This window comes from Stenotrophomonas sp. yr243 (assembly GCF_900184195.1).
Taxonomy (GTDB): Bacteria; Pseudomonadota; Gammaproteobacteria; order Xanthomonadales; family Xanthomonadaceae; genus Stenotrophomonas; species Stenotrophomonas lactitubi.
In genome coordinates this window covers 1,153,907-1,174,009 of the sequence record NZ_FXWT01000002.1, presented here as the reverse complement: position 1 = coordinate 1,174,009, position 20,103 = coordinate 1,153,907, and the positions used below count along the sequence as shown (strand labels likewise).

General features: G+C 67.3%; 18 protein-coding genes. 8 read left to right on the top strand and 10 right to left on the bottom strand.

Features of this window, described 5'->3' with window-relative positions:
• Nucleotides 1–58: 58 nt before the first annotated feature.
• A complete protein-coding gene (locus tag QOL57_RS12065) occupies nt 59–961 on the top strand; it encodes a LysR family transcriptional regulator (protein WP_089237712.1) in 903 nt (300 codons plus the stop codon).
• Between the two features lie 91 nt (nt 962–1,052).
• Here QOL57_RS12065 and QOL57_RS12060 read toward each other — a convergent pair whose 3' ends face one another.
• Entirely contained in the window at nt 1,053–3,173 is a 2,121-nt protein-coding gene (locus tag QOL57_RS12060) for a methyl-accepting chemotaxis protein (protein ID WP_089237710.1), read from the bottom strand.
• 183 nt (nt 3,174–3,356) lie between these two features.
• Between QOL57_RS12060 and QOL57_RS12055 the strand changes: the two genes are divergently transcribed.
• Both QOL57_RS12055 and QOL57_RS12050 read left to right on the top strand, forming a co-directional pair.
• A complete protein-coding gene (locus QOL57_RS12055) occupies nt 3,357–3,812 on the top strand; it encodes an Rrf2 family transcriptional regulator (protein ID WP_089237708.1) in 456 nt (151 codons plus the stop codon).
• The gene (locus QOL57_RS12050) at nt 3,802–4,707 is read left to right on the top strand and encodes an NAD(P)/FAD-dependent oxidoreductase (protein ID WP_089237706.1); all 906 of its coding nucleotides are present in this window, start codon (nt 3,802–3,804) and stop codon (nt 4,705–4,707) included. Before QOL57_RS12055 ends, QOL57_RS12050 begins: the two co-directional genes overlap by 11 nt.
• Nucleotides 4,708–4,773: 66 nt before the next feature.
• Here QOL57_RS12050 and QOL57_RS12045 read toward each other — a convergent pair whose 3' ends face one another.
• Nucleotides 4,774–5,730, bottom strand: a complete 957-nt coding sequence (locus QOL57_RS12045; protein ID WP_089237704.1) for an aldo/keto reductase — start codon at nt 5,728–5,730, stop codon at nt 4,774–4,776.
• Nucleotides 5,731–5,899: 169 nt separating this feature from the next.
• Here QOL57_RS12045 and QOL57_RS12040 point away from each other — a divergent pair, with 169 nt between their 5' ends.
• Entirely contained in the window at nt 5,900–6,757 is an 858-nt protein-coding gene (locus QOL57_RS12040) for a class I SAM-dependent methyltransferase (RefSeq protein WP_089237702.1), read from the top strand.
• A gap of 176 nt (nt 6,758–6,933) precedes the next feature.
• Entirely contained in the window at nt 6,934–7,473 is a 540-nt protein-coding gene (locus QOL57_RS12035) for a pseudouridine synthase (RefSeq protein ID WP_089237700.1), read from the top strand.
• A 93-nt stretch (nt 7,474–7,566) separates the two neighbouring features.
• Here QOL57_RS12035 and QOL57_RS12030 read toward each other — a convergent pair whose 3' ends face one another.
• Both QOL57_RS12030 and hrpB read right to left on the bottom strand, forming a co-directional pair.
• A complete protein-coding gene (locus QOL57_RS12030) occupies nt 7,567–7,956 on the bottom strand; it encodes a hypothetical protein (RefSeq protein ID WP_025877588.1) in 390 nt (129 codons plus the stop codon).
• 214 nt (nt 7,957–8,170) lie between these two features.
• The gene (hrpB, locus tag QOL57_RS12025) at nt 8,171–10,678 is read right to left on the bottom strand and encodes an ATP-dependent helicase HrpB (RefSeq protein ID WP_089237698.1); all 2,508 of its coding nucleotides are present in this window, start codon (nt 10,676–10,678) and stop codon (nt 8,171–8,173) included.
• A 68-nt stretch (nt 10,679–10,746) separates the two neighbouring features.
• Between hrpB and QOL57_RS12020 the strand changes: the two genes are divergently transcribed.
• Nucleotides 10,747–11,544 (top strand): TatD family hydrolase, encoded by a 798-nt coding sequence (locus QOL57_RS12020; protein WP_089237696.1) that lies wholly within the window; start codon nt 10,747–10,749, stop codon nt 11,542–11,544.
• Nucleotides 11,545–11,584: 40 nt separating this feature from the next.
• Here QOL57_RS12020 and QOL57_RS12015 read toward each other — a convergent pair whose 3' ends face one another.
• The 4 genes from QOL57_RS12015 to QOL57_RS12000 all read right to left on the bottom strand — a co-directional run bounded on the left by QOL57_RS12015 (nt 11,585) and on the right by QOL57_RS12000 (nt 15,899).
• Nucleotides 11,585–12,508: an NAD-dependent epimerase/dehydratase family protein gene (locus tag QOL57_RS12015; protein ID WP_089237694.1), complete on the bottom strand. Its 924-nt coding sequence runs from the start codon at nt 12,506–12,508 to the stop codon at nt 11,585–11,587.
• Nucleotides 12,509–12,512: 4 nt separating this feature from the next.
• Nucleotides 12,513–13,451 carry a 2-dehydropantoate 2-reductase gene (panE, locus tag QOL57_RS12010; RefSeq protein WP_089237692.1) on the bottom strand — a complete coding sequence of 313 codons (939 nt, stop codon included), beginning with the start codon at nt 13,449–13,451 and terminating at the stop codon, nt 12,513–12,515.
• 682 nt (nt 13,452–14,133) lie between these two features.
• Nucleotides 14,134–14,934: an ABC transporter permease gene (locus tag QOL57_RS12005; RefSeq protein WP_088101854.1), complete on the bottom strand. Its 801-nt coding sequence runs from the start codon at nt 14,932–14,934 to the stop codon at nt 14,134–14,136.
• On the bottom strand, nt 14,931–15,899 hold the full coding sequence (locus QOL57_RS12000) for an ABC transporter ATP-binding protein (protein WP_162291996.1): 969 nt from the start codon (nt 15,897–15,899) through the stop codon (nt 14,931–14,933). Before QOL57_RS12000 ends, QOL57_RS12005 begins: the two co-directional genes overlap by 4 nt.
• A gap of 84 nt (nt 15,900–15,983) precedes the next feature.
• Between QOL57_RS12000 and QOL57_RS11995 the strand changes: the two genes are divergently transcribed.
• Complete coding sequence (locus tag QOL57_RS11995) at nt 15,984–16,733, top strand: ferredoxin--NADP reductase (RefSeq protein WP_089237690.1); 750 nt, start codon at nt 15,984–15,986, stop codon at nt 16,731–16,733.
• 76 nt (nt 16,734–16,809) lie between these two features.
• Here QOL57_RS11995 and QOL57_RS11990 read toward each other — a convergent pair whose 3' ends face one another.
• Both QOL57_RS11990 and QOL57_RS11985 read right to left on the bottom strand, forming a co-directional pair.
• On the bottom strand, nt 16,810–17,979 hold the full coding sequence (locus tag QOL57_RS11990; protein WP_089237688.1) for a lytic polysaccharide monooxygenase: 1,170 nt from the start codon (nt 17,977–17,979) through the stop codon (nt 16,810–16,812).
• 236 nt (nt 17,980–18,215) lie between these two features.
• Nucleotides 18,216–18,701 carry a DUF1203 domain-containing protein gene (locus QOL57_RS11985; protein WP_089237686.1) on the bottom strand — a complete coding sequence of 162 codons (486 nt, stop codon included), beginning with the start codon at nt 18,699–18,701 and terminating at the stop codon, nt 18,216–18,218.
• 136 nt (nt 18,702–18,837) lie between these two features.
• Here QOL57_RS11985 and QOL57_RS11980 point away from each other — a divergent pair, with 136 nt between their 5' ends.
• Nucleotides 18,838–20,031 (top strand): GGDEF domain-containing protein, encoded by a 1,194-nt coding sequence (locus QOL57_RS11980; protein ID WP_244900693.1) that lies wholly within the window; start codon nt 18,838–18,840, stop codon nt 20,029–20,031.
• Nucleotides 20,032–20,103: the final 72 nt, after the last annotated feature.

The following is a 20,103-nucleotide window of genomic DNA, read 5'->3' as shown; positions in this document are numbered from 1 at the left end:
TTGCCGAAAAACCGGTCTTCACGCCAATCACTCTTGCCTGGTGGTCAATAATGGCGTCATGAAAACCACCCTCGACGAAATGCAGGCCTTCCTCTCGGTGATCGACAGCGGTTCGATCAGCGCGGCTGCCGAGCAGCTGGGGCAGACGCCTTCAGGCGTGAGCCGCGCGCTGGGCCGGCTGGAGGACAAGCTGGGTACCACCCTGCTGACCCGTACCACCCGCCGCCTGCACCTGACCGCCGAGGGCGAGGCCTACCTGCGTCATGCGCGGGCGATCATCGATGCGGTGGAATCAGCCGAGGAACAGATGGCGGCGCGCCGCGAGCGTCCGGCTGGCCGGCTGCGGGTGGATGCGGCGATGCCGTTCGTGCTGCACGTGATCGCGCCGTTGGTGGCCGGCTACCGCGCGCGCTATCCGGACGTGCAGCTGGAGTTGAACAGTTCCGAGCGCTACATCGACCTGCTGGAACGGCGTACCGACCTGGCGATCCGCATCGGCCCGCTGGCTGATTCCACGCTGCATGCACGGCCGCTGGGACGCTGCCGGCTGCAGGTGCTGGCCAGCCCGGGCTATCTGGCCGTGCACGGCGAGCCGGCCAGCGTGGCGGCGCTGGGCCAGCACACGCTGCTCAGCTTCAACGAACCGGAATCGCTGAACCGCTGGCCGCTGCCGGGCGATGCCGACGGGCAGTTGCTGGTGCGCCCGGATATCGCGGTATCCAGCGGCGAGACGCTGCGCACGCTGGCGGTGGAGGGCGTGGGCATCACCTGCCTGTCCGACTTCGTGACCGAACGCGATCGTGCGGCCGGCACGTTGGTACCTGTGCTGGCCGCACAGACGCTGGACGTGTATCAGCCGATCCACGCGGTGTACTACCGCAACACGGCCGTATCGGCACGGATCAGCTCGTTCCTGGATTACCTGGGTGAAGCGATGGCCGCATCGGATTATCTCCGCTGATGTGAGCCGAGCGTAGGCTCGGCTCTACAGAGCCCGGAACGATCGACGGCCCGGTGTAGGGCCGAGCCCATGCTCGGCTGCCTGCAAAGAATCAAGCCGCGCGCGCCAAGGCACCCTTCGCCGCCGCCGTGGTCGACAGATCGAACACATCCACCGAGTCGATCAACCGGTTCGCCTGCTGTTCCAGGCTGCGCGCCGCCGCACTCGCTTCTTCCACCAGCGCGGCATTCTGCTGGGTGGTGCCGTCCATCTGGATGATGGTCTGGCTGACCTGCTCGATGCCGGCCGACTGCTCCTGCGAAGCAGCGGAGATCTCGGCCATGATGTCGGTCACGCGCTGCACCGAAGCGACGATCTCGGCCATGGTGTCGCCGGCCTGGCGCACACGCAGCGCACCGTGGCCCACCTGTTCCACCGACGCCTCGATCAGCGATTTGATTTCCTTGGCCGCTGCCGCCGACCGCTGTGCGAGCGTGCGCACTTCACTGGCGACCACCGCGAAGCCGCGGCCCTGCTCGCCGGCACGCGCCGCTTCCACCGCCGCATTCAACGCCAGGATGTTGGTCTGGAATGCGATGCCGTCGATCACGCTGATGATGTCGGCGATCTGCCGCGAGGAGCCTTCGATCGCATCCATCGTCGCCACCACCTGGCCGACCACTTCACCGCCGTGCGAGGCCACGCTGTGTGCACCGATCGCCAGCTGGTTCGCCTGCCGCGCATGCTCGGCGTTCTGGCGCACGGTGGAGGTCAGTTCCTCCATCGACGCGGCGGTTTCTTCCAGGTTCGCCGCCTGCTGTTCGGTGCGGCGCGACAGGTCGTTGTTGCCGGCGGCAATCTCGGCGGCGGCGGTGTGGATGTTGCCCGAGGCGTGCTTGATGTCGGTGACGATCGTGGCCAGCTGTGCCGCCGTGGTGTTGGCATCGCCGGCAATGCGGGCGAACACGCCCTGGAAATCGCCGTGCATGCGTGCACCCAGGCGACCATCGGCAATGGCACGCAGCATCGTCGAGACGTCGCCGAGGTTGTGTTCGGTGGTCTGCATCAATCGGTTCAGGCCATCGACCATCGCGCGGAAATCATGCTCGAAGCGCGCGCTGTCGCCGCGCTGGCTGAAGTCGCCTGCGGCAGCGGCTTCGGCCAGGTGACGAATCTCGCTGTTGATCGCGCCGAGGTTGGATTTGACCGCATCCAGTGCCTGGGTGATCACCGCCTTTTCGCCCGGCAGACGCTCCATGTCCAGGCTGAGGTCGCCCACCGCATAGCGGCCCATGATCGCGATCGCGCGCATCTTCACCTGGATGTGCGCATCGACCAGGGTGTTGGTATCGGCCACCATCGTGCCGTAGGCGCCGGGGAAGGCGCTGCTGTCCATGCGGTGGCTGATCGTGCCGGCATCATGTGCCTTGGCCATCGCGGTCTGCGCGTCGAGCACGCCGCGCACGGTGCTCTGCACGGCCTGCATCGCCTGCGCCAGGCGACCGATCTCGTCGCGGCTGCGTACCTGCACCTTGTAGTCGAGATCGCCGGCAGCGACCGCACGCGCGGCCGCTTCCACCGCCAGCACCGGCTGCACCACGGCATGCCGCAGCCACCAGCCCAGGCCGATCAACAGCAGCACGGCCGCGCCAATGGTCAGCGCGGCGCACAGCAGCAGCGTCTGCCGTGCCTGCTGCGAACGCGCGGTCACCGCGGCTTCGGCCACCTGAGTGGCCTGCGTACCCAGCGCATCCAGCGCGGTCGCCACCGGACGATCTTTGCCACGCACCAGCGAATCGCCGGCCGCAGGATCGTAGCCGGCGTCAGCGAAGGCCTGCAGTGCCGCGTGGTAGTCCAGCTGCAACTGTGCGTGCAGGCCGGAAAACGCTTGAGCCAGTTCCCGGGTGCGTGCATCGGGGCTGGCGGCCAGGCCTTTGGCCAGTTCGGCAACGAGGCGGCCTTCGCTGTCGAAGGCCTGCAGGTGGTGCTGGCGCAACGCGTCATCGTGGCCACGCAGCAGCACGTTCTTCCATTCCTGCACCTGCCCGCGGAACTCACGCTGCAGGCGCTCGGCGTCGCGGCTGTGGGCGACCTCCGGGGGCACTTCGGTGGACAGCTTCAACCAGGCAGACGCCAGGCCCGCCAGGGCGCACAACAGGACAACGGCCAGACCAACAGAAACGGCACCGAGCAGCTTCGACTGCAGCCGCGGCGCATGGGAAGAGGCTTTCATGGGACGGAATCTCGGAAGGGGTGCGATGCGGTATCGACCGTCCTTGATGGCTCTGAAGTGCGATGCGTGTCACATTCCCGTTCTGTTTAACGATGTGAAGAATGTGTTTCATAGGACAAATGTGTCCATATGGAACGAAAGCAGACCCTCGACAGCTGGTTTAAATGTAACTATCGTAGTTACATGAAATCCGCGAATCCGCTCTCCGACGCCCTGCACGTGATGGCCCATCTGGTCGGCCAGCCCGGGCCGCGAACCTCCGAACAGCTGGCCACCTGCCTGCCGACCCATCCGGTGGTGATCCGCCGCCTGCTGGCGCAGATGCACAAGGCCGGCCTGGTCCGCAGCACGCGCGGCCACGGTGGCGGCAGCCAGCTCGCCCGCGATGCGGCGACGATCACCCTGCACGACGTCTACCAGGCCATCGGCGCGCCGCCGATGGTCCAGGTCGGTACCCGCGAAGGCATGGGCGGCTGCCCGATCCAGCAGCTGGTCAACCAGGCCCTGCTGGAGAGCGCCCGCGAAGCGCAGCGCCTGCTCGAGCGGCGGCTGCAGGCAACCACCCTCGACCAGCTTGGCGCCGACTTCGCCCGCCATCTTGCCCATCACCGTTCCCTGGAAGCTCACCATGAATCCTGATGTCCTCATCGTCGGCGGCAGCTACGCCGGCATCGCCGCCGGTCTGATCCTGGCGCGTGCGCGTCGGCCGGTCACGATCATCGACGCGGGTTCGCCGCGCAACCGCTTTGCCAGCCATTCGCACGGCGTACTGGGCATGGACGGCATCAGTGGCGCCGAATTGCTGAAGAACGCACGCCAGCAGTTGCTGGACTACCCGACCGTGCGTTGGCTGAATGCCGAAGCCGTGCGGGCCACGGCCGGCGCCGAGGGTGTGGAGGTGCATACCGCCGACGGCCAGGTGCTGACCGCGCGCAAGCTGCTGCTGGCCACCGGCATCGCCGACCAGCTGCCCGAACTGCCCGGTATGGCCGAGCGCTGGGGCAGCACCGTGCTGCACTGCCCGTACTGCCATGGTTACGAAGTGGGCGGCGGTTCGATCGGCCTGCTCGGCGGCCATCCGATGTCGGCCGGCAAGGCGCCGTTGTTCGCCGATTGGGGCAACGTCACCTTCTTCAGCCAGGGCCTGCCGATCAGCGACGAGGAACTGGCCGCCATGCAGCAGCGCAGCGTGCAGATCGAAACCACGCCGGTGGTCGGCGTGCACGGCGAACAGCCCACCTGGCTGGAGGTCGAGCTGGCCGATGGCCGGCGCATCGCCCAGCGTGCGCTGTTCGTGCCTGCCGGGCAGGCGATGGCCACGCCGCTGGTGCAGCAACTGGGCTGCGCGTTGGTGGAGAGTCCGCTGGGCGTGCTGATCGAGGTGGACATGATGAAACAGACCTCGGTGCCGAACGTCCATGCGGCCGGTGATGCGACCACGGTAGGCAACATCACCCTGGCCATGGCCGAAGGCGTGCGCGCGGGTATCGGCGTGCACCATGCGCTGGTCGGCGAAGACAGCCTGCCGCGTTGAGCTACTGCATCCACGCGTGGCGTGGATCTACTGAACGGTGCCGACGTTGGTCGGCACCGTCCATCCTCACCCTTCCACGCTGGCCGCATCCAGCTGCGCCACGTCCTGCACGCTCAACGCGACGTTCGCCGCCGCCAGCAGGTCGTGCAGCTGTTCCACGCTGGTGGCGCTGACAATCGGTGCGGTGATCGATGGCCGTGCAATCTGCCAGGCCAGCGCGATCTGCGCGGCAGTGGCGTTGTGCTTGCTGGCCACATCATCCAGCGCCTGCAGGATGCGCAGGCCGCGCGGGTTCAGATAGCGCTTGACCACGGTGGCGCCGCGCGCGCTGCTCTTGCTGGCATCGTCGGGCGTGCGGTACTTGCCACTGAGGAAGCCACTGGCCAGTGCGTAGTAATTGATCACCCCGATCTGCTCGCGCTGCACCAGCGGTTCCAGTTCCTTCTCATAGCCGGCGCGGTCGTACAGGTTGTACTCCGGCTGCAGGGTTTCGTAACGCGGCAGCTTGTAGTCGGTGGACACCTTCAGTGCTTCGGCCAGGCGCGTGGCGCTGTAGTTGGACGCGCCGATCGCGCGCACCTTGCCTGCCTCGATCAGGCGACCGAACGCAGCCAGGGTGGCTTCCAGCGGCGTGGATTCATCGTCCTCGTGGGCCTGGTACAGATCGATCACATCGGTCTGCAGCCTACGCAGCGAATCTTCGACGGCCGCATTGATGTTGTCCGGGGTGAGGCCGGGCCGCTCGGCCCACTTGGCCACCTTGGTCGCCAGCACCACCTTGTCGCGCTTGCCGCTGCGCGCGAACCACTTGCCGAGCAGCGTCTCCGACTCGCCACCCTGGTTGCCCGGCACCCACGCCGAGTACACATCGGCGGTGTCGACCAGGTTGAAGCCGGCATCGACGAAGGCATCCAGCAGGGCGAAGCTGGCCTTCTCATCGGCGCTCCAGCCGAATACGTTGCCACCGAAGGCGAGCGGAGCTACATGCAGGCCGGAACGGCCCAGTTCGCGGATTGCCGTCATGGGCACGGACTCCTTGGGGGAAGTCCTTCAGGATAGAGCGCGATGTGTGACCGCGCTGCGGCGCTGGCCACAAAACTGTGTTCCGCGACGCGCATGCGGCTAACATTTTGTGAACACCTGTGGCGCGGCGGCTGCTAGTCTCGCCGCATCTTCCGCTGGAGTCGCCCCGATGATTGCTGCCTCATCCCTGCGTGGTTGCCGCGTGCTGCTTGCCTCGGCGCTGCTGGTCGCCGTTCCCGCATTCGCTGCACCGGCCACGGTCGCACCGGCAAAGATCCAGGTGTCGCCGGCGATCGATGCGGCGGTGAAGGCCTCTACCCGCGACCCGGCCAACGTCAAGCGCGACGGTTTCCGTCATCCTGCGCAGACGCTGGGCTTCTTTGGCGTGGCGCCGGAGAAGACCGTCATCGAGATCACGCCCGGCAATGGCTGGTACTCGGAAATCCTGGCGCCGCTGCTGCGCGACAAGGGGCATTACATCGCTGCGGTGGTCGATCCGCAGGCCGTGGCGGAAGGCCGCGGCCGCGACTACCAGCAGCGCAGCCGCGACAGCCTGGAAAAGAAGTACGCCGCCGCACCGGCACAGTTCGACAAGACCGCCGTGGTCGCCTACGACCCGGCCAAGCCGGTGTTCGGCGCGGCCAACTCGGCCGATGTGGTGCTGACCTTCCGCAACGTGCACAACTGGCGCAAGGCCGGCCAGGCGCAGGGCATGTTCCAGGGCTTCTTCAACGTGCTCAAGCCGGGCGGCGTGCTCGGCGTGGTCGAGCACCGCGCCAAGGCCGACGTGGCCGACGCTGACGACACCGGCTATGTGGGCCAGCAGCAGGTGATCGCGATGGCCGAGGCCGCCGGTTTCAAGCTGGATGCGCGTACCGAGGTCAATGCCAACCCGCGTGATACCAAGGATCATCCGAATGGCGTCTGGACCCTGCCGCCGACCAACCAGCATGACAAGGCGGACGACGCCAAGTACCAGGCCATCGGTGAAAGCGACCGCATGACCCTGCGTTTCGTGAAGCCGTAAGCCGGCACGTCGTACTGCCAGCGCGGATTCCCCGCTGTAGAGCCGAGCCCATGCTCGGCTCATCGCGCACAGCGCGACGGAACGCAACAGCAGCCGAGCATGGGCTCGGCTCTACAGGTCGGTTGCACGACGCGCGGCGTGGGACAATGCCTTACCCGCCGCCTGTCGTCCCCGCGATGCTGATTGCCTTCAACAAGCCGTTCAACGTGCTCTGCCAGTTCACCGACCGCAGCGTGCCGCCGCGGCCGACCCTCGCGGGTTTTGGATTGCCGCCGCGCGTCTACGCCGCCGGCCGCCTCGACCATGACAGCGAAGGCCTGCTGCTGCTGACCGACAACGGCACGTTGGCGCACAAGCTGACCGACCCGAAGCACAAGGCGGACAAGCTCTACTGGGTGCAGGTGGAAGGCACGCCCAGCGACGAGCAGCTGCAGCAGCTGCGTGATGGCGTGGTGCTCAATGATGGTCCGACGCTGCCGGCGAAGATCGAGCGCCTCGACCCCGCGCCTGACCTGTGGCCCCGCGATCCACCGGTGCGCTTCCGCAAGACGGTGCCCGACAGCTGGTTGGCGATCACGATCCGCGAGGGACGCAACCGTCAGGTGCGGCGGATGACCGCGGCCGTGAACCTGCCGACGCTGCGCCTGGTACGCGCTGCCATGGGGCCGTACCGGCTGGATGACCTGCAGCCGGGGCAGTGGCGGCAGATCGGCTGAAAGAAAAAAGGCCGGAGGCCTTGCGGCGTCCGACCCTCGTGCAGCGTCATGGGGTCAGAGCCCTTCCTGAGGAAGGGATCCGACCCCGGCCAATCAGGCGTCGCTGCCGATATCGCTGTGTTCGTCGACCACGGTGTCGTTGCGGCGATCACGCGCGTTGATGCGCTGGGCCTGGCCGTTCACGACATGGCCATTGGCGGCCTTCTTCTTCTGCTGCTTGCGGTACAGCGCGTAGCCCAGAAGGCCCACGCCCACGGCAGCCGCCGCGATGGTCACCGCCGGATTGCGGCGGGCGAACTTGGTGGCGACCTTGCCGCCGGTCTTCACCGCGCCAAGCGCGGCACCGGTCTTGATCCAGTCGCTGGCCTGAGGGCCGAGGTGACGCAGGCTGCCGCCAGCGCTCTTCAGGCCATCGCCCGCGGTGTGGGCCAGGTCGAGGGCGCGCTCCAGGGCGCGGTCGGTGATTACGGTCAGTTTGCTCATGCGGGGGTGTCCTTGCCTCGGGTCGAAGTCCAGTGTCGCGTGTTGCCCGTAAACGGTATGTCAGTCAGGCGGGCGCGTGGTGTGACTCTACCGCAGCCATTCAGGAACGGGCGGGCTGGGGTCGGATCCCTTTCCGTTGGGAAAGGGCTCTGACCCCGGCGCGCATCCTTGGGGTCAGAGCCCTTTGCCATGCAAAGGGATCCGACCCCGCCACTCAGGTCCCGCGTGGCTTGGCCCGGTGGGTCGCCGTGGCCGTCCACGGATCGTCTGGCCACGGGTGGCGCGGGTAACGGCCCTTCATCTCCTTCTTCACCTCGGCGTAGGTGTTCTCCCAGAAATTGCGCAGATCCTGGGTGACCTGCAACGGTCGGCCGCCCGGTGACAGCAGGTGCAGGGTCAGCGGCACCCGGCCATCGGCGATGCGCGGCGTATCGGCCAGCCCAAACAATTCCTGCAGCTTCACCGCCAGCACGGGCGGCAGCGGCTCGCCGCTTTCGCCGTCCAGCGCGTAGGTGATCGGCCGTTCCAGCCCTGACGGTACGGTGATCCGGGTGGGCGCGTGACGCTCGACCAGCTGCCGCTGCGACCATTCCAGTGGCGACTTCAGCGCTTCGCCGAAACTGGCCTCGTCCAGCGCATCCAGACGTGTCCTGCCAGCGAATGCCGGCTGCAGCCATTGCGCACGGTTGGCCAGCAATGCGACGTCACTGCAGTCGGGCAGGCCCAGCTCCGGCATCCAGCGCCGCAGCGATTCCACCCGCGCCTGCCACTGGCGCAGGCCCTCGGTCCATGGCAATGCCTGCAGGCCGAGCTCGGCAACGGCATCGGTGAGCGCCTGCGCCGCCAGCTGTGGATCAACCCGGCCGGCCGAACGACTGTCCATCACGATGCGGTCGAAGCGTGTTTCGCGCAGTGCGACCAGCGCGAGGCGCGTGTCATCCCAGCGCACCGCGTCTTCGGTCACGAAGCGGTCGGGCCAGCTCCTGCGCAGATAGCCTTCATCCACCGGTGCGGCGCGCAGCAGCAGCGCATCGCGTGCCTCGAAGCGCAGTTCGCTGGCCACCAGCCACGGTTCGCCCCGCAGATCGCTCAGTTCATGCAGCCTGGCACTGCGGCCGTTGGCCAGCAGGTAACGCAACGGGTCGTTCGGATGCTGGAAAGCAATGCGGTCGGGGAAGGCGTGGGCCAGCAGGTCGCCCAGCTCATGCGCCTCGATGCTGGCCGGTGGCGCGCCCTCGCAGCGCAGGCGACGGCGCCACTGTTTGGCAGCGGCATCGATGGCGGCCAGGCCACTGCGATTGGCATCGGCCGGCGCACGGCCATTACGGAAGGCCGCGAGTGCACGCCAGCGAGCGGCCAATGCATCACCGCCTTGGCGCAACGGGTCGCGGGCCTCCAGCAATGCGGCAAGATCGGCGGCCAAGGCTTGTGCGCGGGCATCGGGTGCGGCCAGCAGCATCGCGGCCATCCGCGGATGGGTGCCCAGCGCCAGCACGCGACGGCCGAGTGCAGTGATCGCGCCGCTGCTGGACAGTGCACCCAGGCGCTGCAGCAGTTCGCGTGCGGCGGCCATCGGCCCGGTCGGTGGCGGGTCGAGGAAGCGCAGGTCACTGCTGCCCCAGGCAGCCAGTTCCAGCGCAAGGCCGGCCAGTTCGACCTGGTCGATTTCGGCGCGACGCTGCGGCTCCAGCCGTTGCGACTGCGGCCACAGCCGCCAGGCCACGCCCTCGGCCACACGCCCGGCGCGGCCGGCACGCTGGTCGGCCGAAGCCTGTGCGATGGCGACCACGTCCAAGCGGGTGAAGCCACTGTTGGGGTCGTAGCGTGGCTCGCGTGCCTGGCCGCTGTCGATCACTACACGCACGCCGGGCAGCGTCACCGAGGATTCGGCCACGTTGGTGGCCAGCACCACGCGGCGGCGGCCATCGCTGGAGGCCTGCAGCACGCGCGCCTGCTGTTCCACCGGCAGTTCACCGTGCAGGGCCAGCACGTCCACTGCAGCGCCATCAAGGCTGTCCTGCAGGCCGGCCTGCACGCGTGCGATCTCACGCTGGCCGGGCAGGAACACCAGCAGGTCGCCGGGGTGCTCGGCCAGCGCCTGCTGCACGGCGCGCCGCACCTGCAGCTCCAGTGCCTCGTCCCGCCGCGCCGGGAAGTGGCTGATCGCCACCGGATAGCTGCGGCCCTCACTGCTCAGTCGTGGTGCATCGAGGAAGCGGGCCAGGCGCTCACCGTCCAGCGTCGCCGACATCACCAGCAGCCGCAGGTCGTCGCGCAGCTGCGACTGCACGTCCAGGGCCAGCGCCAGGCCTAGATCGCCGCTGAGGTGGCGCTCGTGGAATTCATCGAACAGGATCGCGCCGACGGTTTCCAGCATCGGGTCGTCCTGCAGCATCCGGGTCAGGATGCCTTCGGTGACCACCTCGATGCGGGTGCGCGCCGATACCTTGTTCTCGAAGCGGATGCGATAGCCGACGATGCCGCCGACCTCCTCGCCGAGCTGGCGCGCCATGAACATCGCGGCACTACGCGCGGCCACCCGGCGCGGTTCCAGCAGGATGATCCTGCGGCCCTGCAGCCAGGGCGCATCGAGCAGCGCCAACGGCACCTGGGTGGTCTTGCCGGCGCCGGGCGGGGCTTCCAGCACCAGCCGTGGGTGCATGGCCAGGTGCTGCTGGATCTGCGGCAGCAGCGGGGAGATGGGGAATTGCGGGACGTTCATGTGCAAAGGATAAGGGGCCATGGCGGGCACGGGTACAATGCGCGGGTTTTCCTGTCTCTGCTGCCCCCATGCATCTGATCGATATCGGCGCCAACCTGACCCACGACTCCTTCGACCGCGACCGCGATGCCGTGCTGGACCGCGCACGGCAGGTCGGTGTGGTGCAGATGATCATCACCGGTGCCAGCCGCGAGCATTCGCCGCTGGCCGTGCAGCTGGCGCAGCAGCACCCGGGGTTCCTGTACGCCACCGCCGGCGTGCACCCGCACCACGCGGTGGAATACACCGACGAGTGCGATGCGGAGATGCGCGCGCTGCATGCCCACCCTGAAGTCGTGGCGGTAGGCGAGTGCGGGCTGGACTATTTCCGCGATTTCTCGCCGCGTCCGGCGCAGCACCGCGCGTTTGAACGCCAGCTGCAGCTGGCTGCGGACAACGGCAAGCCCTTGTTCCTGCACCAGCGCGATGCGCATGCCGATTTCATGGCGCAGATGAAGAACTTCGAAGGCCACATCGGTCCGGCAGTGGTGCACTGCTTCACCGGCGAGCGGCAGGAGCTGTTCGATTACCTGGACCAGGATTGGTACATCGGCATCACCGGTTGGCTGTGCGACGAGCGCCGTGGTGGGCACCTGCGCGAGCTGGTGAAGAACATTCCGGCCAATCGCCTGATGATCGAGACCGACGCGCCGTATCTGTTGCCGCGCACCCTGAAGCCGATGCCGAAGGACCGCCGCAACGAACCGGTGTTCCTGTCGCACATCGTGGAAGAGCTGGCGCGGGATCGTGGCGAGGATGTGCAGACCACAGCAGCGAACGCCACGGCGGCCACGCGTGCGTTCTTCCGCCTGCCCGACGCGGCCTGATCGGCAAACGGTAGTGCCGGCCAGCGGCCGACACTGCACGTCAGCCGGGAACGCCCGGATCCGGTAGCGCCGGGCCATGCCCGGCGAGCGAAGCGGCAAGATCCGTCAGCCCTTCCCGATACGTTGGAAACCGCGGCGTCCAGCCCAGCGCTTCGCGCGTGCCGCGGCTGTCGATGCGCTTGTTGCTCTGGTAGAAACGCCGCAATGTCGCGCTGAGCGATGGATCATGCCAGGCCACTGCGGGCGGCAGGGCGAAACCTCCCAGCTGCGCGGCGAAGGCCAGTACATCCTGCGGCGGCGCCGGTTCGTCATCGCTCGGCAGATACAGCGCATTGGCCGTGGGGCGCCGCATCGCGGCGATCACCACCGTTGCCAGGTCTTCGACATGCAGGCGATTGAACACGAGCCCTGGCCGCACCACGTGCCGCGCGCGGCCCTGGGACAGCTGCAGCAGCGCATTGCGCCTGGGCCCATAGAGGCCAGGCAGGCGGAACATCGCCGATGCGATGCCGCGCGCATCCGCCAGCGCACGCCATTGCGTTTCGGCAAGGCGACGCTGCATACCGGCCGGCTCGGTAGCATCGGCAGCACTGTGCTCGTCGATCCAGTCACCGTCGCGGTCGCCGTAGACCGAGGTCGATGACAGGTAGCCAAGCCAGCGCAAGGAAACGCTGTCACGCAACGCGGCATGCAGCAGTCGCAGCGCCGGGTCGCCCTCGGCATCGGGTGGCACGCTGCACAGCACCGCGTCGGCGCGTGCGATGGCATCGAGCAGGGCGGGTGAGAGCGCAGCGTCGGCACTCAGCTGATGACGCTGCAGGCCATCGTCAGGTGCCGACGCCGGATCGCGCACGGTGCCTTCCACCTGCACGCCCTGGGCCTGAAGACGGGTAGCCAACACGCGCCCACTCCAGCCCATGCCGAGGATCAGCAGGCGCTTCGGCAACGGGCCAGGCAGGTTCATCGGATCACACCGCGCGCTGGGCCTGGTAGGCCTGCAGGCTGCTGTAGGCCACCTGCAGCAGCAACGCTTCCTGGCCCGCGGCGCGCGCACGCGCCAGCATGTCGCCGACGATCTGAGCGGCTTCCACCTGCTGGCCCGCTTCCAGGTCGCGCAGCATCGACGCCTTCAGCGCCGAACCCGCCTGGGTCAAGGTGCCGCGCGCGGTGTCCTGCGCAGCGTCCGGCACCGGTTCGCCCGCGGCTTCGGCCACCGCCAGGCATTCGTCGTAGAGCCCGCGCACGATGGCGTCGCCGTCGTCGGTGGCCACGATGGTGCCGATGTCCGCACGCAGCAGGCAGGTAGCCGCCGCCAGCGCGGTGAGGAACGTGTACTTGATCCACTGTTCCTGGCCGATGTGCTCGCTCGCCAGATGATCGAGATTCGCCTGCGCACAGGCTGCAGCAAATGCCTGCACGCGCGCGGAGACCGCACCGCCATCGCGTTCGCCGAAGGTCAGCTTGGCTGGCTTGCCCAGATGCAGCACGGCACCATCGGGCGCCTTGGTCGCACTGATGAAGCACAGCCCGCCGAGCACTGCCTCGCGACCGAAGCGCGCGTCGAGCGCGTTGTAGTGATGCAGGCCGTTGAGGATCGGCAGTACGGTGGTGTCCGCACCCACGGCCGGTGCGATCGCATCGATCGAGCTGTCCAGGTCGTAGGCCTTGCAGCTGAGGATCACCAGATCGAACGGCTTGTCTGCAGCCAGCGTCGCCAGGGCATCTGCGGTGACATGCTGCACCGGGAACGTGGCGTCACCCACCGGGCTGCGCAGCACCAGACCATCACGATCCAGTTGCGCGGCGCGGGCAGGGCGCACGAGGAAGGTCACGTCCACGCCCGCCTGGGCCAGGCGACCGCCGAAGTAACCGCCGGTACCGCCGGCGCCGAGGATCAGGATACGCATTGCACGCTCACCGCAGTTGGGAGATTCACTGCTGTGATTGTGCCGGAGTTTGCGGCCAACGGCTGCGCCCCTCGTGGTGGTTCGCGAAAAGCGCTGTTCATGAGGTTGGCCGGGTGGGTAGGGTGCGCAGGGGACGCCGTAAATACGTCCTTGTAGGCTCGGTCGCCGCATCCATGCGGCTCACGCCCCTGCGCAACCTACCCACCCGGCCACGGACGTGTTCCGTGTGCGTCCACCACGGAGAAGAAAGAAGAAAATCAAAAGCAACAGCGGGTCGCTTCGTTCGGTTCTCTCGATCATCTTTCCGGTGGATCCCCATCCACCAGATCGCAAACAAAAAGAGCCGAGCATTGGCTCGGCTCTACATGATCTCCAGCCATCCACGCATGGCGTGGATCTACCGTGTCGACCAAGGTCGACACCTACCAACAGCAGCACAGACCGCCGTTCCAACAGCATCGGGAAACTGTCGAAGGCGGGGTGGGTCCGGTGGCGGGGGTGTCCGCGGCATGGATGCCGCGGCCAAGCCCCCATGGATGGGTTCACGGCGTCCCCCGCCACCGGACCCACCCCGCCATCCCACGGATAGCTCGCTTTTGAAGTTGACGTTGACGTTGCTGTTGCCGGCCAGCGGCCGGCACTACCACCGCGGGTGCAGGGCCGCAGGCCCTGCAGAACATCCTCAGCTGCGCATGCCCACGCCACGGCGCAGCAACCACAGTGCCAGCGCCGTCAGCACCACCACGAAACCGATCATCAGCGCATACGCCACCACCACCGGCACATCGCTGCTGCCCAGCAGGCCATAGCGGAACGCGTTGACCATGTAGAAGATCGGGTTCGCGTGCGTGGCCGCCTCCGCCCATGGCGGCAGCAGCTTCACCGAATAGAACACGCCGCCCAGGTAGGTCAGCGGGGTCAGGATGAAGGTCGGCACGATTGCCACGTCGTCGAACTTCTTCGCATACACCGCGTTGATGAAGCCGGCCAGCGAGAAGATCGTCGCGCCCAGGATCACCGTGGTCAGCGTCACCAGCGGATGCGGGATGCGCACCGGGGTGAAGAACATCGCGATGATCAGCACGATCACGCCGACCATCAGCCCGCGCAGCACCGCACCGGCCACGTAGCCCCACAGGATCACCCAGTTCGGCATCGGGCTGACCAGCAGTTCTTCCACGTGGCGGCCGAACTTGGCGCCGAAGAACGACGAACTGATGTTGCCGTAACTGTTCTGGATCACGCTCATCATCACCAGGCCCGGCACGATGAACTGCATGTAGGTGTAGCCGCCCATGTCGCCCACGCGCGAGCCGATCAGGCCGCCGAAGATCAGGAAGTACAGGGTCATGGTGATCGCCGGCGGCACCAGGGTCTGGCCCCAGATGCGCATGATGCGGGCGACTTCGCGGCGCACGATGGTCATCAGTGCGATGCGGTTGCGCTGGCCGTCGGTCAGGACCGGGGTCGGGGTGCTGCTCATGCGGATGTCTCCTGGTTGCCGGTGAGGCGCACGAACAGTTCCTCCAGGCGGTTGCTCTTGGTACGCATCGAACGCACGCGGATGCCCGCTGCGTTCAGTGCCTCGAACACGCGGTTCAGATCCATCGCGCGCGGCATGTCGATGTCCAGCGTGTGGCTGTCGGTGGCGATCAGGGTCGCACCCTCGATCACCGGCAGCTGGGCCGGCAGGGCGCCGTCGATGTCCAGCAGGAAGCCTTCCACATCAAGCTTGGCCAGCAGTTCGCGCATCGGGCCCTGGGTGACGATCTGGCCATGGTCGATGATGGCCAGGTTGCGGCACAGATGCTCGGCCTCTTCCAGGTAGTGGGTGGTCAGGATGATCGTGGTGCCGGCGGCGTTGATCTCCTTCAGCACCCGCCACATGTCGCGGCGGATCTCGATGTCAACGCCGGCGGTCGGTTCGTCCAGGATCAGCAGGCGCGGCCGGGTCATCATCGCGCGGGCGATCATCAGCCGGCGCTTCATGCCACCGGACAGGGTGCGGCTCATCACCTGCGCCTTCTCCCACAGGTGGGCGCGCTTGAGCTCGACCTCGGCCATCTGCTCGGCTTCCGCGCGCGGCACGCCGTAGAAACCGGCGTAGTTCACCAGGATGTCGAAGGGCTTTTCGAACAGGTTGAAGTTGATTTCCTGCGGCACCAGCCCGATCAGGCGCATGGTGGCGCTGCGGTTGCGCACCAGGTCGCTGCCGAACACCTCCACCTGGCCCTCGCTGAGGTTGACCAGGGAGCTGATGATGCCGATCAGGGTGGACTTGCCGGCGCCGTTCGGGCCCAGCAGGGCGAAAAAATCGCCGGGGGCCACTTCCAGCGAGACCCCTTTCAGGGCCTGGGTGCCGTTGTCATAGGTTTTACGCAGGTCGCGCACGCGCAGGGCGGGCGCCGTATCGTTCTGGGAAGCCAAGCTCGAAGCCTTCGCGCCCATGGGCTGGCGCTGGAGAGGGGCGGGGAAGGTCTATTATAGAAGACCCCGAGGGCTTGCCCCGGCTACACACTGTCCCGAAAAGTCGTGCCTGTCCAATTCCCCATCAAACTGGTCGACCGCCGCATGCTGGCGCCCTCCATCGGCCATTACCAGTTCGTGCGTGACGACGGCCAGCCGCTGGATTTCCAGCCCGGCCAGTTCATCCAGGTCCATTTCAGCTACGCCGATGGCACCGAAACCAAGCGTAGCTATTCGCTGGCGACCATCCACGACCACGCGCTGGGCCCGGGCGAGGCGGTGGATATCGCGGTCAGCTTCGTCCCCGGCGGCGCCGCCACGGCCCTGTTCGAGGCGCTGGACATCGGCGGCCAGGTCAGTGCGTCCGGCCCCTACGGTCGGTTCTGCCTGAACCCCGGCGACCACAACGGCCGCTACCTGCTGATCGCTACCGGCACCGGCGTCACCCCGTACCGCTCGATGCTGCCGTTGCTGGCAACGGCGATGGCCGAGCGCGGCGTGCAGGTGGTCCTGCTGCAGGGCGCACGCAGCCCGGGCGAGCTGCTGTACAGCGAAGACTTCTACAGCTTCGCCGAAAAGCACCCGAACTTCCGGTATGTGCCGTGCCTGTCGCGGGAACTGCCGGCCGAGCCGCACCCGGATGTACACCATGGCTACGTGCAGCAGGCGCTGGCGGAGTTCACGCCGGACCCGGCCACCGACATCGCCTACCTGTGCGGCAACCCGGACATGGTCGACGCTTGTGCCGAAGCGCTGAAGGCGGCGGGCCTGGGCAATCCGCAGATCCGCCGCGAGAAGTACGTCAGCAGCAAGTAAGCCCAAGGGTAGTGCCGGCCGCTGGCCGGCAACTCCATGAACCGAAGGCGGCACCCGGCCGCCCCCGGACCATGCGTCAGTACGGCACCCACGCGTCGCGCCAGGCCGAGCCCACACCCGGCCGGTACGCCTCGGCATTGACGTTGCACCACGCGCCTTCCGGGAACGGGCGGCAGGCGTACAGCTTGCCGTCGCTGCTCTTCACCACGGTCTGCCCGGGCACGTAGCTGCCGATGCCGGCGGGATACACGTGGTCGAAGTCACCGCCGGGTGAGGGCGTGCCCGGGTCCGGCACCTTCGTGTCCAGCTGGAAGCGGTTGCCGTCCTTCAGGTACACGCGGTTGTCGGTGGCCGAGGCGGTCGGCGTGATCGCGCCGTTGCTGAGCACCCCCACGCGCGCATGCTGGGCACTGGCATTGACCTTGCGGGCCAGCGCCAGCGGCCACTGCGCTGGCGCAGTCTGGCCTGCGGCCAGCGTGGCTTCCACACGTTCCACGTCGTTGCCGTTGGCATTGAACACACGCAGCGCCAGGGTGGTGCCGACCGGCAGTTCGGTACGCGCGGTGACCGGCCCGGCATCCTGCCACTGCGGCACCGGCGTGGTACCACCGCCGCCTTCAAAGCGCACATCCATGCAGGTGTAGAACGCTTCGGTCGAATCCGAGCGCTGCCAGGTGTTGTAGATCACATGCTGGCCGCTGCGCTGCGGCAACGTGCACTGCAGCTTGTAGGTGCCATCGGCCGACAGCGGCGTATTGCCCAGCGAGCAGAATTCCTGCAGGTCGGCCCAGCGCAGCGGGCTGCCGGGCTGCCAGCCGGCGCGGGTGACAAAGAACTTCCAGTCACGGGTGGCATGCGGGGCGGTAGCCTTGAACACGAAGGTGAACCTGCCGTTCGCATCGGGCTGGATCGGCGTGGTCTGCCAGTCGCTGCGATCCAGGTCCAGGCCGCGGAAGGTCGGGTTGTTGCCGCTGCACAGCTTGCCGTCGGGCACCACGGTCTGGTGGTTGCCGTTGGCGTTGGCCTGGTTGATGCCGTTCCAGTCGTAGAACGCCTGTGAGCCGGCCACTGCCTTGGCGGCCGCGCAGGCCGGGTTGGTGGGGTTTTCCGGGTTGCCCTGGAAGCAGGCATAGACGCGGCTGACCGGGGTGATCATCGTGCCGTGTGCGGCCGCGCTGCCGGCAACGCCAACACCGGCGCCAACGAAGACGGTAGCCAACAGCAATGGGGTGTATCGCAGAGACATGGCGCATCCTTGTGGTCGTCGAAGAGAGCGGTGACCGCAGCACCCGCGCTGTGCCACGCGACGGACAATGAGCGGTACCGCCGCGAGTATCGAGCGGCGATGCACAGCGCGAAACCACGTCAACGCAGATCCGTGACTACGTGTGTGAAGCCCTTCCCGCAGGCTTCACGCCACTCTGAACGAATGCGTTGGCGGTCACGCCTGCAGCGCGGTGGCGATCACGTTCGCGCGCACGGTCATGACCGTTGATTGCCCACCCGATCCACCTGGCACGAAAAGCATCCATGCCCTGCGTTGTGCAGGTGCACGAAGGCCACCGTCGTGTCGGCGAACAACCGGTCCAGGTGCGAGGCAACCTCGGTGCCCTGGCAGACCGTGCCGCTCAGCATGAAGTCCGCGCTGTCATAGGCGCGCACTGAAATCAGCCGACGGTGCACATAGGCAGGTACCACGCCGACTGGCAGCACGCAGCGGGTTGCACCGCGCTGCACGAAGATCGGGCCAGATGCGCGGTACGGCGACTGCGTGGCCAAGTGCGTGTATGGCAGTAGAAGCAGTTCCGCACCCGCAGGCGCGTCGGTCAAGCTGATCCTGCAGGGGTAGCCGCCGCTGTCGCCGGCGCGCCGCCGCACGATTCCCTGTGCGGCCAAGGCGTCGTCGCTGGTTTCGAAAAGCGCTTCGAACGGCTGGTGGTCGATGCCACTGAGTTGCCACGAATGCATGGAGGGTCTCCGGGTTTTGCGCGCATTCTGTCGGCGCCATGGGCCGCGTGCTCGCCATTTTCCGCCACCGGATTCGATGGCTCGCCTGGCCCTGCACAGGCCGCAACGGTCCGTGCGGCCGCCGCAAGGCGCTAAGATGCGCGCGCCGCCCTCCTTCCAGCGCCGCATGTCCCTGGATTTCCCCACCGTCGCCGTGCTTGGCTTCCTGCTCTGCGTGGGCATCGCGCTGGGGTTCTCGTTGCTGCTGGTGGTGCTGCGCGGGCAACCGGTGCTGCGGCTGTGGACGCTCAGCCTGTGGGCCCTGACCCTGGGGGTGACCCTGCTGGCGCTGCGTCCCTACCTGCCGCAGGTGCCGGCGATTCTGGCCGGCAACGCGGCGATGGCCGCCTGCGCGGTGCTGCTGCTGCGCGGCATGGCCCTGCATCTGGGCCAACCGCTGCCGGCATGGCGACCGCTGTTGCTGGTGGCCGCGTTCATGGCCGGCATCTTCCTGTTCCTGGTGCCGTGGCCCAACCTGGTCGTGCGCCTTCATGTATTCAGTGTGTTCGCTGCGATCATCGACGGCTGGATCGCCTGGCTGCTGCTGCGCCACACCCCGCCACAGCAGCGCACCAGTTGCAGGCTGGCTGCTGCGGTATTCCTCGCCGAGGGCCTGCTGTACGTGGTGCGCCTGTTCCTGCCCGTAGCTGCCGGCGCCGGCGAGGACATCATGCGCACCGGCACGCCGATGTTCGTGACCTACCTGGCCGGGGTGATGCTGGAGTTGGCCCGTTGCTTCGCACTGGTGCTGCTGCTGGTCGAACGCATGCTGGTGGAACTGCGCCGGGCTGCGCGGATCGATGGGCTCACCGGCCTGCTCAATCGCAGCGCGGTGCTGGCGGATGGGCAGCTGCAGCTGGAACAGGCGCGCCGGCACGGTACGCCGTTGGCGCTGCTGTTGCTGGATGTGGATCATTTCAAGCAGGTCAACGATCGCTGGGGTCATCTGGCGGGTGACCACGTGCTGCAGCATTTCACCGGGGTGCTGCAGCGCTGCGCGATCGGCCGCGTGCATCTGCTCAGCCGCTATGGGGGCGAGGAGTTCCTGTTGCTGCTGCCAGGCAGCAGTGGCAACGAGGCGACAGCGCTGGCCGACGCGATCCGCCACGGGCTGCAGCAGCGTCCGGCCCTGCTCGAAACAGGCCCGGTGGCGGTGACCGCCAGCATCGGGCTGGTGCTGGACGACGGCCGGACCGATCTTTCCGGCTTGATCGCGCTGGCCGACACCGCCCTGTACCGGGCAAAGGCCGAGGGCCGCAACCGCCTGGTGGCGGTGCCGACGCCGGTCTAGGACATCCGCCTGTCGCCGCCAGCGTCCGGCGCGTGTAAGTTGGGTCACATCTGTTTGGTCACATCTGCCGCG

Bases quoted from the DNA above. Each gene is read 5' to 3' on its own strand.
- QOL57_RS12005 (WP_088101854.1), bottom strand. From the start codon at position 14,934: ATGAGCAGCACCCCGACCCCGGTCCTGACCGACGGCCAGCGCAACCGC.
- QOL57_RS12000 (WP_162291996.1), bottom strand. From the start codon at position 15,899: ATGGGCGCGAAGGCTTCGAGCTTGGCTTCCCAGAACGATACGGCGCCC.
- QOL57_RS11980 (WP_244900693.1), top strand. From the start codon at position 18,838: ATGCGCGCGCCGCCCTCCTTCCAGCGCCGCATGTCCCTGGATTTCCCC.
- QOL57_RS12035 (WP_089237700.1), top strand. From the start codon at position 6,934: ATGCTGATTGCCTTCAACAAGCCGTTCAACGTGCTCTGCCAGTTCACC.
- QOL57_RS12015 (WP_089237694.1), bottom strand. From the start codon at position 12,508: ATGAACCTGCCTGGCCCGTTGCCGAAGCGCCTGCTGATCCTCGGCATG.
- QOL57_RS12060 (WP_089237710.1), bottom strand. From the start codon at position 3,173: ATGAAAGCCTCTTCCCATGCGCCGCGGCTGCAGTCGAAGCTGCTCGGT.
- QOL57_RS12050 (WP_089237706.1), top strand. From the start codon at position 3,802: ATGAATCCTGATGTCCTCATCGTCGGCGGCAGCTACGCCGGCATCGCC.
- QOL57_RS12065 (WP_089237712.1), top strand. From the start codon at position 59: ATGAAAACCACCCTCGACGAAATGCAGGCCTTCCTCTCGGTGATCGAC.
- QOL57_RS11985 (WP_089237686.1), bottom strand. From the start codon at position 18,701: ATGCATTCGTGGCAACTCAGTGGCATCGACCACCAGCCGTTCGAAGCG.
- QOL57_RS12030 (WP_025877588.1), bottom strand. From the start codon at position 7,956: ATGAGCAAACTGACCGTAATCACCGACCGCGCCCTGGAGCGCGCCCTC.
- QOL57_RS12040 (WP_089237702.1), top strand. From the start codon at position 5,900: ATGATTGCTGCCTCATCCCTGCGTGGTTGCCGCGTGCTGCTTGCCTCG.
- panE (WP_089237692.1), bottom strand. From the start codon at position 13,451: ATGCGTATCCTGATCCTCGGCGCCGGCGGTACCGGCGGTTACTTCGGC.
- QOL57_RS12045 (WP_089237704.1), bottom strand. From the start codon at position 5,730: ATGACGGCAATCCGCGAACTGGGCCGTTCCGGCCTGCATGTAGCTCCG.
- QOL57_RS12055 (WP_089237708.1), top strand. From the start codon at position 3,357: ATGAAATCCGCGAATCCGCTCTCCGACGCCCTGCACGTGATGGCCCAT.
- QOL57_RS11990 (WP_089237688.1), bottom strand. From the start codon at position 17,979: ATGTCTCTGCGATACACCCCATTGCTGTTGGCTACCGTCTTCGTTGGC.
- hrpB (WP_089237698.1), bottom strand. From the start codon at position 10,678: ATGAACGTCCCGCAATTCCCCATCTCCCCGCTGCTGCCGCAGATCCAG.
- QOL57_RS12020 (WP_089237696.1), top strand. From the start codon at position 10,747: ATGCATCTGATCGATATCGGCGCCAACCTGACCCACGACTCCTTCGAC.